This window comes from Niastella soli, assembly GCF_017742245.1.
Taxonomy (GTDB): Bacteria; Bacteroidota; Bacteroidia; order Chitinophagales; family Chitinophagaceae; genus Niastella; species Niastella soli.
Genome location: NZ_JAGHKO010000002.1, coordinates 48,848 through 66,634 on the forward strand (window position 1 = coordinate 48,848; position 17,787 = coordinate 66,634).

A 17,787-nucleotide genomic window follows, 5' to 3' on the forward strand; every position below is an offset into this window, starting at 1 on the left:
TCTAAGTTGTAGTTATTAGGTTCTTAGGTTATTGGGCTTTCTAATAACTTATGAACTTACTAACTGTATTTAGTCGCCGCTTCTTTTAGCCTGTCTTGCCAGTTTTAAAAACACCTCATCCATAGATGACACGTTAAATGTCTTTTTCAGCTGCCCAGGCGTATCCAAAGCATCTATTCTACCATCAACCATAATAGAAACCCGGTTACAATACTCGGCCTCATCCATATAGTGTGTAGTCACAAAAATGGTAATACCCGATTCGGCGGCTTTATAGATCATATTCCAGAACTCACGCCGGGTAACCGGATCAACCCCGCCAGTTGGCTCATCAAGAAAAACTATTTCCGGTTCATGAAATATGGCCACAGAGAAAGCCAGCTTTTGCTTCCAGCCAAGCGGCAATGATCTTACCAGTTTATTTTCTTCCGCCTCCAGATGCAATTCCCGCAGCAGGAAGGCTGTTTTCTCTTTTATAAAGGCATCACTTTTACCATAAATGCCGGCATAGAACCGGATGTTTTCCCGTACGGTAAGGTCTTCATACAGCGAAAACTTCTGGCTCATGTACCCAATGTTTCGTTTTATCTGTTCTGTTTGTTTATATACATCAAACCCCGCAACGGATGCCTTGCCAGAAGTGGGTATAGACAACCCACACAACATGCGCATGGCCGTTGTTTTACCTGCGCCATTCGCTCCCAGGAACCCAAAGATCTCGCCTTTCTTAACGTCAAACGATATGGCATCTACGGCAGTGAAATCCCCAAAGCGTTTGGTAAGCGATTCTGCGTAAATGGCGGTGTTATCTGTAATCATGAGTGTCAATTTGTATAATTAAGCTGCAGTTGTCAGTTGTGAGTGGTGAGTTATCAACTTTATCACCCCACCCCTATCAACTGATCAACTCCTCCCCTCTCCTTTCATCAGCGCAATAAAACAATCCTCTATATCAGCCCGAATAGCATGTACCTCCACTTGCCCTAACTGTTGCTGTTGTAAATAAGCAGTTATTGACGATTCCGAATACCCCTCCTTTACAACCACGTGGTGATATTCCCCGAATGGATAGGCATCCAATACGCCCTCATACTGTTGCAACAGGTTCAATAATTGCAGCATATTGCCATCATTTACGGCTAATAGCGGATGTTTATAGGAGGAGATCACGCCTTCCGGCGTATCTACTGACAATATCCCGCCATTCTGTATCAGGGCAACGCGGTCGCACAAACTGGCTTCATCCATATAAGGGGTTGATACAAGAATGGTGATCCCCTGCTTTTTAAGACTGCGTAACATTTCCCAGAACTCTTTTCGTGATACGGCATCCACCCCCGTGGTGGGTTCATCCAAAAACAACACGGAGGGTTTATGGATAAGGGCACAACTCAATGCCAGCTTTTGTTTCATCCCGCCCGACAACTTCCCCGCCCTTCTGTCTTTAAAAGGTTCTATTTGCGAATAGATGTCTTTTATGAGATCATAATTCTCCTGTATGGTAGTGTTGAAGATGGTAGCAAAGAACTCGAGGTTCTCTTCAATGGTCAGGTCCTGATACAGGGAAAAACGGCCAGGCATATACCCTACCCGCTGGCGTATGGCTTTAAAATCCTTTACTACATCCAACCCATCAACAGAAGCAGTTCCCCCATCGGGTAACAATAAGGTAGTGAGAATGCGAAATAAAGAGGTTTTGCCAGCCCCATCGGGACCAATGATACCGAATAGTTCACCCTTCTCTACTTCAAAGGAAACACCTTTGAGGGCATATACGATGTCCTTCTTTTTACCGTATTGTTTTGTCAGGTTATTTGCAATTACTGATACCATATGTGTCTCCTTTTAAAAGTTGCACCCCTTATCAACCCTATCAACTTATCAACTATTTTCCAAACAATACCTCGCCATACATCCCGACCTTAAGGTATCCATCATTCTTAACACGAACTTTAATGGCATATACCAGGTTAGCCCGTTCTTCCTTCGTCTGTATGGTCTTTGGCGTAAACTCGGCTTTGTCTGATACCCAGGTAATGGTGCCCGGATAACCGCGGTAAGCATTGGCACCGCTATCGATCATCACCTTCACGGTTTGGTTCAGCTTTATCTGCGGCAATTGTGTACCGGTAATATAAGCCCGCAACGTAAGCGTATCGAGGTTGGCTATCTTGTACAGGGCCTTGCCTGCTGAAGTCACTTCCCCCGCTTCGGCATATTTTGTAAGCACGGTGCCACCAACGGGATTGACGACCTGCGCTTTGTTGATCTGATCGCTCAATTGCGCTACTCTTTTTTCAAGCGGCCTCTTTTCACTTAGCACGGTACGGTTTTGGGTGTTTGTGTTGGTCATTTGCACATTGATCTGTTGCCGGGTTACATTCATTTGTTGTTGCAGCACTTCAATCTGCGAGTTCATATCATCCAGTTGTTTACCAGTAGCCGCATCCTGTTTAAGCAGGTTCTCTATACGGGTACGCTCATGCAGCATGTTATTCAACTGCGATTGCTGTACATTCAGTTGTTCCTGTAACAATTTTACCTGGGGGCGTACATCCGCCGTTTTATCGTGCAGGGCCGCAATACTGGCCTGTACCTGTTCTTTTTGTAACGACAGGTTCTCTGCATCTATAATGCCTACCACCTGCTGATTGGGAATGGCCTGGCCTTCGTATACATTGAACGATAATAATTTCCCGGTTTGTTCGGCTGAAACGATCACTTCATCTACTTCAAATGTACCGGATGCATCAAATTTTGGGGCCTTACGGTTACAGGCAGTGAATAACACCGCCACTGCTATAAGGGTTACAACAAGTTTGTTCATGTTCTATTATTTATTAAACTGACTAACTGTAATTATTGATTACCTGTAATGGTACGGGCATTGACCTGCGCCATCAGCAACTGCAACTGATGTGTTATGAGCGTTTGTTTCGCCTGGTCTTCTGCATTTACTTCTTTTAGAAAATCATTGGCGGTGATCACCCCGTTTGCCAGTTGCGCATTGGCTGCTTCTTTCACCTGTGCTCTTATTCCAATGATCTGTTGATCGCTTTGTATCAACTGTGATAATTTATTCACTTCTGCCTCCTGTTGCTTAAGCTGGGTATTGGTGGTAAGCATAAACAATTCCTGCTGTATATTTACCATCCGTTGATTAACCTGTAATAACTCCCGTTCCTTTTTGGATGTATAAAAATTTCCCAATCCCCAATTAAACCGTACCCCGGCTACATAAAACCAGTCAAAATTATTATTCAGCATATTCAACGCAGGCCGGCCATACCCACCCTGTACAAACAAACTGGTACGAGGCCGGTTCTTTGCACTGATCAACTGGTTCTGTTCTTTGAGCAACTCGTTTTGATAACTGTATAATTTCAACTCAGGACGCACCACCGATTCTTTCACCAGGGTAGCAGGGATCACTGGTTGTTCCAGCTGTACATTTTCGGGCAGTTGCCTGTTAATAAATAACGACAATACATCAACCAGGCTTTTTCGGTTAGCCTTTAATTCAATTACCCGCTGATCGTTCTTCAATAACTCTGCTTCCAGTGTAAGCTGGCTCGAACGGAAAGCCGTTCCATTCTTCACCTGCGCTTCCACCCGTTTAACGCCCAGTTGAATATCGCTCTTTACATAATCAACCTGCTTTACCTGTTCATCAACCAGCAAAATGCCCAGGTACAACTGGTTGATCCGGTCTTTTACTTTATACAACTCCACCTCTGCTTTCTGGTCTTCAACCAGCTCATTGGCAGTTTGCACACTTTTCTGCGCCGTTATATTGCCGCCATCAAATAACATCTGGCTCAATTCGGCCTGTACCTTATACTGGTCTTTCCCCGGCACATCGAATTTTATACCGGGAATATTCACCCCTACTCTGGTTACATCAGATTGAACAGTAGCCTGTCCTGAAACAGTAAACTGAGGAAGAAACCCCTTATTTAAATTTTCAATTGTTAAGGTAGCCGTCTGGCGTACCAGGTCTTTTTGTTTGATCAGCGGATAATTCTGCCTGGCCAGATCATAGGCCTGTTCCAACGTGAGCCGGTTATTATCCTGCGCCTCCACCTCAATGGCCAACAACAACACTGTAATACGTAAACAGTGCTTAATCATTAGGTTTAACCATTTAGTTAATAGCATGACAAAAAAATTTATTTTTTAACTGAGTCTATTACAAACTTTACTATGGTCTTTTTGCGCAATTCCATCAGTTTCAAAAACTCCTCATCTGATGTTTTGGTGATCCATTGCACCATAGGCCGGGCCAGGAAAGGAAATATGCACAACGACACCATATTCACCATTAATTCATACCCTTTAATAGGTTTTATTTCCCCCTTCTTTACCAGTTTGGCAATGTGTTCATCTACCTTTTCTATCGGTGGCCGTTGATTGCCAAAGATCTTTTTAATAGCTTCTTTGGGATTTCTGTTTATTTCATTCAGAATAAAAATGGGTAATAAAGGGTTCTGTAACAAGATATCGATGTACTCCCCCACAAACTTCTCTACCTTTTCGAATAAGGTAAGTTCCGATATCATGATAGAGGTGACTTTAGGCATAAATTTCCGGGCCTCTTCCATAAAGATCATTTCGAACAACTTCTCCTTGCTGCGGAAATAATAATGCAGTAAGGCCTTGTTGATGCCTGCCTTATCGGCAATATCCTGCATCCGGGCCCCATCTATGCCCTTTTCCATAAATACCTGTTTGGCTACTTCCAGGATCTTTTGCTCAGTACTTTTATCGTTCTTATTCTCCTTGGTCACGCGGTTTAACCATTTGGTTAAAAACAAAGATAAACCTTAAATCGGATAGAGATAAGCCTTTTGCTGAAAAAATAATTTTATAGGCTTTTCACATTGACTGTGAAGTAAAAATTAAAATAAACTTCATGGGAAACGATATTGAAAAAGCCCCGACAGTCGGGGCTTTCCTTTTACATATCTAATTTCTTATATTAAAATATTTATTTCCCTACTCCGCCCAACTCATCGTGTAATTGGCATTTTCAATACCCAGTGCTTCCTGGGTCAGTTGCAACGGATGAAAGGTATCCACCATTACTGCCAGTTCTTTGGTTTCCTTTGCTCCAATGCTTTTTTCCACCGTACCGGGATGCGGCCCATGCGGAATACCCGCAGGATGCAGCGTGATCATTCCCCGCGTTACATTTTTACGGCTCATAAAATCACCATCTACATAATACAACACTTCATCGCTATCAATATTACTGTGGTTATACGGCGCCGGGATGGAGTTGGGGTGATAATCGAACAGACGCGGACAAAATGAACAAACTACAAAGTTATTGGCTTCAAATGTTTGATGCACCGGCGGCGGCTGATGCACCCGGCCAGTGATGGGTTCAAAATCGTGAATACTGAACGCAAACGGATAACAGTACCCATCCCAGCCAATTATATCAAACGGATGATGACCATAATGCAGGTTATACATCATGCCCCGCTTCTTTGTGCGGATCAAATAATCACCCTTCTTATCAAATGTGGGCAGGTTTTGCGGCGGACGAATATCCCGTTCACAGAAGGGTGAATGCTCCAGCAGTTGTCCATACTTGCTCAGGTATTTTTTGGGGAATCGGATGGGACTGAAAGATTCCACAATGAACAACCGGTTATTCGGGTCTTTAAATTGGATCTGATAAATGGTGCCACGCGGAACAACCAGATAATCGCCATAAGCAAAAGGCAATTCCCCATACATAGTGCGCAATACGCCTTCGCCTTCATGTACAAAGATCATTTCATCGGCATCGGCATTCTTAAAAAAATAATCCTGCATGCCGCTCTGTGGGGCAGCCAGCACAATATGACAATCGTTATTTACCAACACAGGCGTGCGGCTTTGCAAATAATCGCTGGCCGGTTTTATATTAAAGCCCTCAAAGCTGCGGTGACGCAGCATTTTTTCCTCGGCCACCTTTGGCGATACATCATACGAAGGCTCGGTTTTAATAATAGCAGTTGGCGGATGGCAATGGTATAACAATGAATAATCATTCGAAAACCCTTCGGTGGAGAACAACTGTTCTGCATATAACGAACCGTCCGGTTTGCGGAATTGGGTATGCCGCTTATGCGGAATGTTCCCTAATTTATAATAGTATGGCATGCTTAAACAATTTGATAATATCCTAATGTACTAATATGCTTAGAGTTGCTGATTTCCGTTAATTTGGTCGTTACAGCAAAGCAGCAATGGAAATATTCAGGAGAAATAGAGCTTTTAGAGGGAAAGCTCAAGTGTTTTGAGCAGAAATACATATTTCCAACTCCTTTTATCTATCCAATAGGTAAAATTGCGAAAGAATGGCATGTCAGTAATCGTTGGCATAAAGTTAGTAAATACCTCGTGGAAAACGCAATTTGGAAATTTCAGGCATAAAAGGGAAAAACCGGTAATTTGCGGCCCGGATTTTTAAAATACTCAGACGAAATACTAAATATATTCAGATGAAAAAGAATTTAATCCTTACCAAAGAAAGACAGATCGAGGCTACCCCTGAAAAGATATGGAGCGTTTTAACCGAAAACCAGTGGATTGAACAATGGCTCGGCGTACAAATGATCACCGACTGGAAAGTGGGCAGCCCTATCGCCTTTACTTTTGTGTACAAGGATAAAGAGGTAAAAGACAAAGGCACGCTGTTGCATTTTGAAGCAGGGAAAAAAATATCTTATAACTACTGGAGCGTATTTTCAGCCACTGAAGACAGTCCGGAAAACTATTCCGAGATCACGTTTACCCTGGCGCCCGACGAAAAAGGCATTTTGTTACAATTGACACAAGCTAATTTTGCTTCCCAGATGTTATTTGCCCATGCCGAAAAGAACTGGGCCGACACTCTGGAAACAATAAAAAAACTGGCCGAAGAAGAAGCAGGTTACCGGTTGTAAAGCACCGGTTTCCCCCTTACCCAACAGTAATTACTATGAAACGCATAGGATTGATTTCTGATACACATGGTTATCTGGATGACGCGGTGTTCAAACACTTTGACAACTGCGATGAGATCTGGCATGCCGGTGATTTCGGGAATATTGATCTGGCTAATAAACTGGCCGCGTTTAAACCTTTAAAAGGAGTATACGGCAATATTGATGGCCTGGATATTCGCTCTGTATACCCTGAGAAATTACGCTTTACCTGCGAAGGCGTTAATGTGTATATGATCCACATCGGTGGCTATCCGCCCAAATACAATACGACCGTAAAAAATGAACTGACCGCCAATCCCCCACAGTTGTTTATTTGCGGGCACTCCCATATTCTGAAAGTGATGTTCGACGACAAACTGCAATGCCTGCATATGAACCCCGGCGCTGCAGGGAACCAGGGCTGGCATAAGGTTCGGACCCTGATCAGATTTGTTATTGATGATAAGAATATGAGAGATTGCGAAGTGATCGAGTTAGGAAAACGAGTTCTTAGTTCATAGTTTCAAGCTCAGCGTTCCGAGTTCAAACCTTAGTTTAAGAGTCCTGAGCAGAGCGACGGCCGGATTTGCCGTCTGCCTCGCCCGCCGAAGCCTTGGCGCAGGAGGGCCGTCTGCCTCGCCCACCGAAGCCTTGGCGCAGGAAGGCGCCTGCCTCGCCCGCCGAAGCCATGGCGTAGGAGGGCCTATTGCCTAATGCCCTTTGTTTTCTCAGCATAAATAGCATCAAGCAACCCTCCGCTAAACGTGTCCTCCCCCAATTGCCAGAACATGATCCCATTGAGCTTTTTATCTTTTGCATAAGCCGTTTTCAGCTGCATAGACTTTTTATCATCGTATGTTACAAACAGCTTTTGCGCTGCATTATACATCCAGGGTGCATTGGCAACCGGGTCCCAATGATACACAAACCCGCTGTCGGCCGACAATTGTGTTGGGAATGCCTTAAATGGCACACCACGTTTGAATTTACAGGACTGGTACAGTCCGTAATTTACACTGTCAACATTTTCAAAGATCCGGGCATAAAAGGCAGCGCCAATAACCAACTTATTGCGGGGAATACCTATTGAATCAAGATAATGAACAGCATTATCGGTTGATTCCTTTTGCTGCGGAGTAGAATACAAGGGTGTATGATGGCCGGTAACGGTACTAAAGCCATTGGTGAGGTCGTAGGTCATTAAGTTTACCCGGTCACACACCTGCATCACTTTTTTCCATTCAATTGATTGTTCGAGGAAAGTAGAAAATCCGCCGGCAGCAAAACTGATCTCCTGTTTTTTACCAATAGCCTTCCGTAATTGCATCACCAATTGGGTAAAACCAGGTTTATCCTCAGGTACAAACCGGTGACCGGGATAACCTGAAATAGCAGGGTACTCCCAATCCAGGTCAATGCCGTCAGCTTTAAAATAATCAAGCAGGTTCTTTACCGATTGAGAGAACTCATTGCGGGCCTTTTCATCACCAAATACCTGGGAGCAGGTTTCACAACCACCCCACCCGCCCAGTGACAACAAGACCTTTAACTGGGGATTCCTGCTTTTTGCCGCTACCAGCTTTTGTATGGTCAAACTGTCGCGGGCATTGTCAACCACCAGTTGATTGCCTTTTAAATGGCAAAAGCTAAATATGATATGGGTCAGCTTTTCTATAGCAAAACTATCCACCTGCTCGGCATGACCAGCATAATAAGCTATAACAGTAATGGATTGTCCTTTATTGACCTTTTTTAAAGAAGATTGTGAAAATGCATGTACACAAAAAGCAAACAGCAACAGGCTTGTGATGGCAAAGCGAGTCATTTATTAGAAGTTTTATTTTGAACGAACCTAAATAGTTTCAAGTAGCTCAGGAGCCGATACAATTTTTAGGTCACCACCAAATTGTTTTACCTTTTCATCCAGCTTAACCCTTTTTGATTTTATATTGGGGGTTACCCGTTTACCTACTATCCTTGCATAGATCTTATGTTCATGTAAAGATTTATACAGAATATCTATAGAATTCAATACCTGATGTATCGCACCTGTCAAATCAGTTCCCTTAAGTTCAACAAAGTAGGCTTTACATTCCAGCTTTTTATCAACCACAAACAGAAAATCACATTTTTTCTCTTTATTACCCTTGATCAAACAAGAATCTACCTGAAAAACAGAAACTGGATACTGACAGGTATTTATTAGTCGAAAAGTTTTTCCCCTTTCTGAAACAGGGCAATCTTTCTTATCTCCGGTGTAACGCATGCAATCGCTATTCAATTTCATTATTATCCCTTTAGGAGAATTTCAAATCCATAATTTTATCATATTCATGGTTTAGCACCTCAGAGATCTTATCAATTTCCTCAGCTTTTATTTGATTATTTTCTTCGTCTATGATAGACCGAACGATTCCGTTCTCGACAAACCAGGCTCCCACATCATTTGGATTGAGCCATAATTTGTCCGGGACAATATCATGCACGCTTTTATTCATTTGACCTACCTGGTATGCATAAATAAGATTATTGATTGTAGTGAGCGTATATGGGCTGTGCGTTGTAATCGTTAAATGATAATTTAATGGGGTTATCAATTCCAATAAATACTTTAGCAGTGCTGTTTGAGCTGAAGGGAAAAGTGACAACTCGGGTTCTTCAATAGCAATTGAAATATCCCTGGTATTCTTTTTACCAACCTTATCCGATAAAAATATAACAGCCAGTAACAGTGGTAAAGTAGTTTGGATACCATTGGAACTTTCGGTCAATCTTATGGTCCTTCCATTCTTTAATTTTACTTTATCAACGCCATCTTCATAATAATAGGTAACCCCATCTAAAAAATCTACGGTAAGTTCCTTTGTTAGTTTACGGCCATTCTGAAATAAAATACCAAATTCAGTAATATACTTTTGTATAAATATTTTTTCACTGATAAACAGAAACGAGTTTTCTGAAATAAGCGGCACTAACACTCTTTCGGTAGGAATATAAACTGATGACGGAATACTATAATAGGCAGCTTCCGGCTCCTGTAACATTGACGGGGAGCTCGCATTACCTATACTAAACGTCCCATTATTGGTTTCCAGGCTGATGTTTGTACCTTCCTGAAAAAAGCTACTGAGCCCATAATCTTCCTTTAACCTTTCAATAAAGCCACGTTCTACCCATTCAGCTTTCAAATTATTATAACTCCTGAAAGCGCTTATAACCTTTGCTATGGTGCTTTTCCCACTTGCCTGTGGCCCAATAAAAACATTGATCCGTTTTAGATCAATGTCAGCATCCTCAATTGGACCAAAATTTCTTATTCTAAGCTTTTCCATACCCGAATATACTAAACAATTTAGTACTTTATAACATTCAAACCACGGCTAATTTTCCCGAAACAGTAAAGTACACAATGGTACCAGTTAGATGTCAAATTTCACCTTACCTAAGTTACACAAAAAAAGCCCCGACGGTACCGTCGGGGCCACACCAAAACTTATAATGCGATCATTATTTTTTCGCAAACTGAGAACGGATAACGTTCAGCGCACCACCTGCTTTAAACCACTCGATCTGTTGTTTATTGTAGGTGTGGTTGAGAGTAACCTCATCTTTGCTGCCATCTTTATGGTTCAACACCATAGTCAATGGTTTGCCAGGAGCAAAAGAAGCAAGACCAATGAAGTCAATGCTATCATCTTCCTGTACTTTATCGTAATCTTCTTTATTGGCAAAGGTCAACGCCAGCATACCCTGCTTTTTCAGGTTGGTTTCGTGTATACGGGCAAAGCTTCTTACCACAATAGCGCGAACGCCCAGGTGACGTGGCTCCATAGCTGCGTGCTCGCGGCTTGAACCTTCACCATAGTTTTCATCACCCACTACAACTGAACCGATACCTTTTGCTTTGTAAGTGCGTTGGGTAGCAGGTACTGCACCGTATTCGCCAGTCAATTGGTTCTTTACTTTATCAGTTTCTTCGTTAAAGAAGTTTACAGCGCCAATCAGCATATTGTTACTGATGTTATCCAGGTGGCCACGGAATTTTAACCAGGGACCAGCCATAGAGATATGGTCAGTAGTACATTTGCCTTTTGCCTTGATCAGCAATTTCAACCCTTTCAGGTCAGTACCTTCCCAGGCAGCAAATGGTTCCAGTAATTGTAAACGTTGTGAATCACCAGCTACTTTTACCACAACACCGCTACCATCAGCAGCAGGTGCAGTATAACCAGCATCTTCAACAGAAAAACCTTTGGGTGGTAATTCAACACCGGTAGGTTCATCCAGCATTACTTCTTTACCTTCTTCGTTCTTCAGTTTGTCTTTTAACGGATTGAAGGTTAAGTCACCGGCAATAGCAAATGCAGTTACGATCTCTGGAGACGCCACAAATGCGTGGGTAGAAGCCAGACCGTCGTTACGTTTTGCAAAGTTGCGGTTGAATGAAGTGATGATAGAGTTCTTACGTTTTGGATCGTCGATGTGACGTGCCCATTGACCAATGCAGGGTCCGCAGGCGTTTGCCAGTACTACACCACCAATTTTGTAGAAAGTATCGAGGAAGCCATCTTTTTCGATGGTATAACGAACTACTTCAGAACCTGGAGTAATAGTGAATTCAGCTTTAGCTTTTAATTTTTTGTCAACGGCCTGTTTTGCCAGAGAAGCAGAACGGCTGATGTCTTCGTAAGAAGAGTTGGTACAGCTACCGATCAAAGCCACTTCCAGTCTTTCTGGCCAGTTATTGGCTTTTACAGCTTCAGCGAATTTCGAAATGGGCCATGCCAGGTCTGGTGTAAACGGACCGTTCACATAAGGCTCCAGTTCGTCGAGGTTTATTTCAATCAACTGATCGTAGTATTTAGCAGGATCAGCATATACTTCTTCGTCAGGACGCAGGTATTCTTTGATCTGCGTAGCAGCAACAGCCACTTCTTCGCGGCCGGTTGCAGTCAGATAAGCAGCCATTTTCTCATCGTAACCAAACAATGAGCAGGTAGCGCCAATTTCAGCACCCATGTTACAGATGGTAGCTTTACCGGTAGCGCTCAGGCTGTCGGCGCCTTCGCCAAAGTATTCAACAATAGCACCGGTACCACCTTTTACAGTCAAAATACCAGCAACTTTCAGAATTACGTCTTTGGAAGAGGTCCAGCCGTTCATTTTACCGGTTAATTTAACACCGATCAATTTGGGCATTTTTAACTCCCAGGGCAGGCCGGCCATTACGTCAACGGCGTCAGCTCCCCCTACTCCAATGGCAATCATACCTAAACCACCGGCATTGGGTGTATGGGAATCGGTACCGATCATCATACCGCCGGGGAAGGCGTAGTTTTCCAGTACCACCTGGTGAATGATACCAGCTCCGGGTTTCCAGAAACCGATACCGTATTTATTGGAAATTGAAGCCAGGAATTCGTATACTTCTTTATTTACTTCATTAGCGGTTTTCAAATCTTCCTGAGCGCCGGTTTTGGCCTGGATCAGGTGATCACAATGCACGGTTGAAGGAACAGCCACTTTTGCACGTCCGCAGGTCATAAATTGCAATAATGCCATCTGTGCCGTTGCATCCTGCATAGCAACACGGTCGGGCGTGAAATCAACATAATCTACCCCGCGCTCATATGCCTTTTCTGTGGGCAGGAACAGGTGAGCATATAATATTTTTTCTGCTAATGTAAGGGGACGGCCTACCAGTTTACGCGCTTCTGCTACCTTCTCGGGCATTCCGGCGTAAACCTTTTTGATTAAGTCCAGATCAAAAACCATGATTATTCGTTTAAGAAGTGATCAAACGTATAAAAAAGTTTGGCAAAGTTACCTAAAAAATGGGTTGATAGGGGTTCAATGCTTGCACAATTTTCCCGAATGTTCTAATTTAGAGGCATGAACCGGTTTAGACAATTTATAGAATGGCAGGCATTTGGCGTTTGTACCGCCATTGGCGAACGTTTGGGCATCGCCACATCGCGCATTCGTACCTGGTTTATCTATGTCTCCTTTCTAACGATGGGGTCTCCCCTCATTATTTATTTTATTCTTGCTTTCTGGATGAATATTAAACGGTACATTTGGTCACTACGCCGTAACCCCCTGAAATATCAATAATACCATTGACTCCACATTCAAATGTCCCGTAGCCTATTGCTGGTATGGAATTTATTATCATTTTGATCTGTGAATTTGCAGACCAATAAATAAGGTTCTGTGTTTGAATTTGAATATACTGATACCAATTACGAGCAATTGGTTCATGCAATGGGTAGTGCCCTAAAGGTTCCCATGCATAACGACCATTTGTTATTCCCCGAAGCCATTGGCACCGGCACTTTACGCCACATTCATGTGCCTAATGGCCTTCATGCCTATCTCATTGATTGTACCTGGCACCAGGACTGGCATATTTACGCCAGCACATCTGCAGAGGAATTTTATATACTTCGTTTTGATGAGCTAACTATTCCCGATACACTCGTTATGTCCATTGGCGATGAAAAAATTCGGGAGAAGAATACCAGCAAAGCATTTGCCTACCTCACCAGTTCGCTATACAACTGGTCGTACGAGGGAACCGAAGGCTGCACCTACAAAGGAGTGAATATACTTTTCAGCAAAAAATGGCTGGCCCAATATTTTGATGTAGCACGTGTTGATGAAGTATTGACATCCTACGTATCATTGAAAGCCGAAAGCATTAACATTGAACCGCTCGATGCCCGTTATCGCCGGTGGATGAAAACCATTTGCAATGTAGAAGAAAGCAATCCTCTACGGAAAACCATTCTGCAAAACCGCATGATGTTGCTGATAGAACGGTTCTTTGCCAGCTTGTTCGAAAAAATGAGCAACCCCGCCTACCGGTTACCACTTACCCACGAAGACATTGCCCGGGTTATGCATATTGAACGGTTGTTAACAAAGAATGTACTGCAAACCCCACCCTCTATTCAGCAACTGGCTAAAATAGCCGCCATAAGTGAATCAAAGCTGAAAAAGGATTTTAAGACCATGTACAGTTTCCCCATCTATGAATATTTTCAAAAGGCCCGTATGCACGCAGCGCAGGATAAACTACTAACGGGTAAATTTTCAGTTAAAGAAGTAGCTATGGAATTGGGCTATTCCAACCTCAGCAATTTTACCATAGCTTTTAAAAAGGAGTTCGGGATCCTGCCCAGTCAACTGCTCTCCCCTAAAAAGCTCTCCGATTAGTTACTTTTTGCAGTTACAGTTATGACCATATTAGGTTTGCCACCGTATATTTCCGGTACAGTTTTCCGTATATCTACACATAAAATTATTAAAGCCTCCCCGTTTTTTAATCCAATATTTAGATGTTAAATAATGTTTATAAATATTTTTTAACATCAAGATACCTTTGAATTACAGATACTTATAGCTCCCTTGTGGAGCTTTTTTCATATTGCATTTTTGCATATGGTATAATTTATGTTGATATTGTGCCCATATCAAACAATTGTACACACTATGAAATCCTGTTTTCTTTCAGCCCTGTTCCTGGGCTTACTTTTTACCTCTTCCCTGAGCTCATGTTCCAAAAATGATTCTGAAGAAAAAGCCAAATTACAGGTTCGCTTAACAGATGCTCCCGCTGGTTATGATGCGGTCAACATCGACATTAAGGATGTTCAGATCAATGTAACCGGCGATGACGACAAAGGCTGGCAATCGTTACCTGGCGTAAAAGCAGGTATTTACAACATCCTCGACCTGGTAAATGGCAAAGACACAATGCTGGCAGATGCTGACATTCCAACTGGCAAACTGCACCAGATCCGTCTGGTACTGGGCGACAACAACAGTGTTTCTTTAAATGGCGTTAGTGCCAAGTTGGAAACACCCAGCGCTCAACAAAGCGGTTTAAAGCTGAATGTTCAACAAGATGTAAAAGGTGGCATTCTGTACACCATGACACTTGACTTTGATGCTGCCCGTTCAATTGTAACAACCGGCAGCGGTAAATACAGCCTGAAGCCTGTGATCCGCACGGTGTTAAATGCAGTAGGCGGAAGCATTAGAGGTGCTGTTACCCCAGGCTCAGTACTCACTGCAGTATACGCTATCAACGGTACCGATACCATGACTACGTTCACTGACGCATCTGGCGCTTTTTTGATAAAAGGATTACCAGCTGCAACTTATAGTCTGGAATACAAGCCTACTGATGTAACTTATAAGTCTCAGACTAAAACAGGCGTTGGCGTAACAACAGGTAACGTTACTGTTGTTGAAACGGTTAGCTTGTCGAAATAAGATCGTGAGTGGTGAGTGGGCGATCGATTTTCGAGCGCCTCCTGATTAATCTCATCCTCGCAATATTATAAAGAAAATGCCCTTATAGAGAACTAGCTTCTCTATAAGGGCATAGTTATTTTAAAACCATAGTGAGTTTGAATTTTGTCGCGAGGCCGCCTTAAGGAAGCTACTCACAACTCACCACTCACTAGATCACTGCCTTACGGATCTTCACTAACTTTTGCAATAAACCTTCCAGCAGATCTAACCTAAGCATGTTAGCGCCATCACTTTTGGCAACTGCCGGGTTGGGGTGCGTTTCAATAAACAATCCATCAGCGCCAGATGCGATCGCTGCACTGGCAATGGTGCCTATCAATTGAGGGTTACCACCGGTTACGCCCGTTGTTTGATTGGGTTGTTGCAGACTGTGCGTGCAATCCATTACTACCGGTGCTCCATGTTCTTTCATCCAGGGGATATTACGGTAATCAACAACCAGGTCCTGGTAGCCAAAGGTGTTCCCCCGCTCAGTAAGGATCACATTTTCATTACCGGCCTTTACAATTTTTTCTACCGCAAATTTCATGGAAGGGCCGCTTACAAACTGTCCTTTTTTTACATTTACAATCTTGCCGGTTTCAGCAGCAGCTACCAGCAGATCGGTTTGGCGGCAAAGGAAGGCAGGTATTTGTAAAATATCGGCATACTTAGCAGCTATGGCCGCTTCATCATGCCCATGAATATCGGTGGTTACAGGAACTTTATAGGTCTTTCCGGTTTTTTGCAACAGTTGCAGCCCGGTTTCATCACCCAAACCGGTAAAAGAGGAGGCGCTGGTCCTATTGGCTTTACGGTAAGAAGCTTTAAAAATGTAGGGAATACCCAGGTTACGGCAAATGGTCGACACCTTGTCCCCCACTTCCATCAACAGTTCTTCACTTTCTACCACACATGGGCCGGCAATCAAAAAGAAATTGGTAGTATCGTATTGTTGTCCTGCAAAAAGGTCTGTTAGCATTTTTTTCATGCCGCAAATTTAATTCATAGTTTGCAGTTCTTGCCCAAACCATTCTTTACCCTCCGGCATAGCAGGCAAATTCAATTGAAAATCAATCCCATATACCTTTAGAATAGTAAGATAGTCCGCTCAAACAGGTAGCTATAAGTACCTCATATTCAGGTCAGAGGTATAGATATCCCGGAGATATCCCGGAGTTGTCCCCGAGATGAGTCCGAGATATCCCATCTCTTATTAGTACCGGGATATCTCCGGTGTAATACCAATGCATTGCCAGGGTATAGCAATAATACAGATGCTGTCACTAAAAATGTCCGATATATTAGCCAGGAGCAAAACAACACTCATGTACCATAAACACTACCCAACCGGTTGGTCCTTAGTAGGGTAGGAACAAATTTGCGCATCTCATCTTTTGTTCTTTTTTTTGCGGCTATTACAAAAACTAACAGTTGTTTCTTAATGATTAGAGAAAGAATACTCGTAATTGGCGCATCAGGCCAGATTGGTGTTGAATTAACACTGGCCCTGCGTAAGATCTATGGCAACAATAACGTAGTTGCTTCAGATCTCCGGGAAGAAAACGAGCTCCTGAAAGGTACTGGCCCTTATGTTAGCATAGATGTTATGAACAAAGAAATGCTGCACGTACAGGTGATCAGGCAAAACATTACCCAGATCTATCTGCTGGCAGCCATTCTTTCGGCAACTGGTGAAAAAAATCCCAACCTGGCATGGCACCTGAATATGCAGGGTTTGCTGAATGTGTTGGACATTGCCCGTGAAGAAAAGATCTACAAAGTATACTGGCCAAGCAGCATTGCCGTGTTCGGACCTACTTCGCCTAAACAAAATTGCCCGCAACAAACCATCATTGAGCCTACTACGGTTTATGGTATCAGTAAATATGCCGGCGAATTCTGGTGTAACTATTACCACCAGCGTTACCAGGTTGATGTACGCAGTCTTCGTTACCCAGGCTTGATCTCTTATAAATCGGCACCGGGTGGTGGTACTACCGATTATGCAGTAGAAATTTACCACGAAGCACTGGAAGAAAAAAAATACACTTGCTTCTTAAGAGAGGACACCTATCTTCCCATGATGTATATGCCCGATGCCATCAGAGCAACCATTGAACTGATGGAAGCACCGGCTGTACAAATCTCAACACGCACCTCCTACAATGTGTCGGCTATGAGTTTCTCGCCCAAGGAGATCAGCGCGGCCATCAAAAATTATATTCCTGAATTTACCATCAATTATGAGCCCGACTACCGGCAATCTATTGCTGACAGCTGGCCTCAAAGTATTGATGACGCGGTTGCCCGTAACGACTGGGGCTGGAAACCGGAGTACGATCTGAATAAAATGACGAAGGACATGCTTGAAAACCTTCGCCAGCAATAATTGAGCTGTTAACCTATTTACGGATATGCTTCGACGAAAATGCGGCATCTATTAGCTGGCCTTTTTGTTAAAAAGGTGCAAAATAATTCACCCAATTTATATTGGGGTAAGACTGTTTTGTGTTGTCACCGGGGT

The 17,787-nt window shown here is 43.1% G+C and carries 17 protein-coding genes; 6 read left to right on the top strand and 11 right to left on the bottom strand.

Annotated features, from left to right (window positions below):
• Positions 1 to 69: 69 nt before the first annotated feature.
• The 6 genes from J7I42_RS12740 to J7I42_RS12765 form a co-directional block, all read right to left on the bottom strand.
• On the bottom strand, positions 70 to 819 hold the full coding sequence (locus tag J7I42_RS12740) for an ABC transporter ATP-binding protein (RefSeq protein WP_209139203.1): 750 nt from the start codon (positions 817 to 819) through the stop codon (positions 70 to 72).
• Between the two features lie 84 nt (positions 820 to 903).
• A complete protein-coding gene (locus tag J7I42_RS12745; RefSeq protein ID WP_209139204.1) occupies positions 904 to 1,833 on the bottom strand; it encodes an ABC transporter ATP-binding protein in 930 nt (309 codons plus the stop codon).
• 52 nt (positions 1,834 to 1,885) lie between these two features.
• Positions 1,886 to 2,827, bottom strand: a complete 942-nt coding sequence (locus tag J7I42_RS12750) for an HlyD family secretion protein (protein WP_209139205.1) — start codon at positions 2,825 to 2,827, stop codon at positions 1,886 to 1,888.
• Between the two features lie 32 nt (positions 2,828 to 2,859).
• Entirely contained in the window at positions 2,860 to 4,131 is a 1,272-nt protein-coding gene (locus J7I42_RS12755; RefSeq protein ID WP_209139206.1) for a TolC family protein, read from the bottom strand.
• Positions 4,132 to 4,169: 38 nt separating this feature from the next.
• Positions 4,170 to 4,787: a TetR/AcrR family transcriptional regulator gene (locus tag J7I42_RS12760; protein ID WP_209139207.1), complete on the bottom strand. Its 618-nt coding sequence runs from the start codon at positions 4,785 to 4,787 to the stop codon at positions 4,170 to 4,172.
• Positions 4,788 to 4,995: 208 nt separating this feature from the next.
• Entirely contained in the window at positions 4,996 to 6,153 is a 1,158-nt protein-coding gene (locus J7I42_RS12765; protein ID WP_209139208.1) for a homogentisate 1,2-dioxygenase, read from the bottom strand.
• Positions 6,154 to 6,494: 341 nt separating this feature from the next.
• Between J7I42_RS12765 and J7I42_RS12770 the strand changes: the two genes are divergently transcribed.
• A complete protein-coding gene (locus J7I42_RS12770; RefSeq protein WP_209139209.1) occupies positions 6,495 to 6,938 on the top strand; it encodes an SRPBCC family protein in 444 nt (147 codons plus the stop codon).
• A 35-nt stretch (positions 6,939 to 6,973) separates the two neighbouring features.
• A complete protein-coding gene (locus J7I42_RS12775) occupies positions 6,974 to 7,480 on the top strand; it encodes a metallophosphoesterase family protein (RefSeq protein ID WP_209139210.1) in 507 nt (168 codons plus the stop codon).
• Between the two features lie 182 nt (positions 7,481 to 7,662).
• Here the strand turns inward: J7I42_RS12775 and J7I42_RS12780 are convergent, their stop codons facing one another.
• The 4 genes from J7I42_RS12780 to J7I42_RS12795 form a co-directional block, all read right to left on the bottom strand.
• Positions 7,663 to 8,784: a glycoside hydrolase family 18 protein gene (locus J7I42_RS12780; RefSeq protein ID WP_209139211.1), complete on the bottom strand. Its 1,122-nt coding sequence runs from the start codon at positions 8,782 to 8,784 to the stop codon at positions 7,663 to 7,665.
• Positions 8,785 to 8,811: 27 nt separating this feature from the next.
• A complete protein-coding gene (locus J7I42_RS12785; RefSeq protein WP_209139212.1) occupies positions 8,812 to 9,246 on the bottom strand; it encodes a hypothetical protein in 435 nt (144 codons plus the stop codon).
• A 10-nt stretch (positions 9,247 to 9,256) separates the two neighbouring features.
• Positions 9,257 to 10,291, bottom strand: coding sequence for an AAA family ATPase (locus tag J7I42_RS12790; protein ID WP_209139213.1), 1,035 nt, complete (start codon positions 10,289 to 10,291; stop codon positions 9,257 to 9,259).
• A gap of 175 nt (positions 10,292 to 10,466) precedes the next feature.
• Positions 10,467 to 12,692, bottom strand: a complete 2,226-nt coding sequence (locus J7I42_RS12795; RefSeq protein WP_262898122.1) for an aconitate hydratase — start codon at positions 12,690 to 12,692, stop codon at positions 10,467 to 10,469.
• A gap of 159 nt (positions 12,693 to 12,851) precedes the next feature.
• On the opposite strand from J7I42_RS12795, the gene J7I42_RS12800 reads away from it, so the two are divergent.
• From J7I42_RS12800 to J7I42_RS12810, 3 genes are all read left to right on the top strand, one after another.
• A complete protein-coding gene (locus tag J7I42_RS12800; RefSeq protein ID WP_014220653.1) occupies positions 12,852 to 13,073 on the top strand; it encodes a PspC domain-containing protein in 222 nt (73 codons plus the stop codon).
• A 99-nt stretch (positions 13,074 to 13,172) separates the two neighbouring features.
• Positions 13,173 to 14,177 carry a helix-turn-helix domain-containing protein gene (locus J7I42_RS35575; RefSeq protein ID WP_209139215.1) on the top strand — a complete coding sequence of 335 codons (1,005 nt, stop codon included), beginning with the start codon at positions 13,173 to 13,175 and terminating at the stop codon, positions 14,175 to 14,177.
• Positions 14,178 to 14,453: 276 nt separating this feature from the next.
• Positions 14,454 to 15,239 (top strand): DUF4382 domain-containing protein, encoded by a 786-nt coding sequence (locus J7I42_RS12810; RefSeq protein WP_209139216.1) that lies wholly within the window; start codon positions 14,454 to 14,456, stop codon positions 15,237 to 15,239.
• A gap of 190 nt (positions 15,240 to 15,429) precedes the next feature.
• Here J7I42_RS12810 and kdsA read toward each other — a convergent pair whose 3' ends face one another.
• Complete coding sequence (kdsA, locus tag J7I42_RS12815; protein ID WP_236065484.1) at positions 15,430 to 16,251, bottom strand: 3-deoxy-8-phosphooctulonate synthase; 822 nt, start codon at positions 16,249 to 16,251, stop codon at positions 15,430 to 15,432.
• 453 nt (positions 16,252 to 16,704) lie between these two features.
• Here kdsA and J7I42_RS12820 point away from each other — a divergent pair, with 453 nt between their 5' ends.
• Entirely contained in the window at positions 16,705 to 17,652 is a 948-nt protein-coding gene (locus J7I42_RS12820) for an NAD-dependent epimerase/dehydratase family protein (protein WP_209139217.1), read from the top strand.
• Positions 17,653 to 17,787 lie beyond the last annotated feature (135 nt).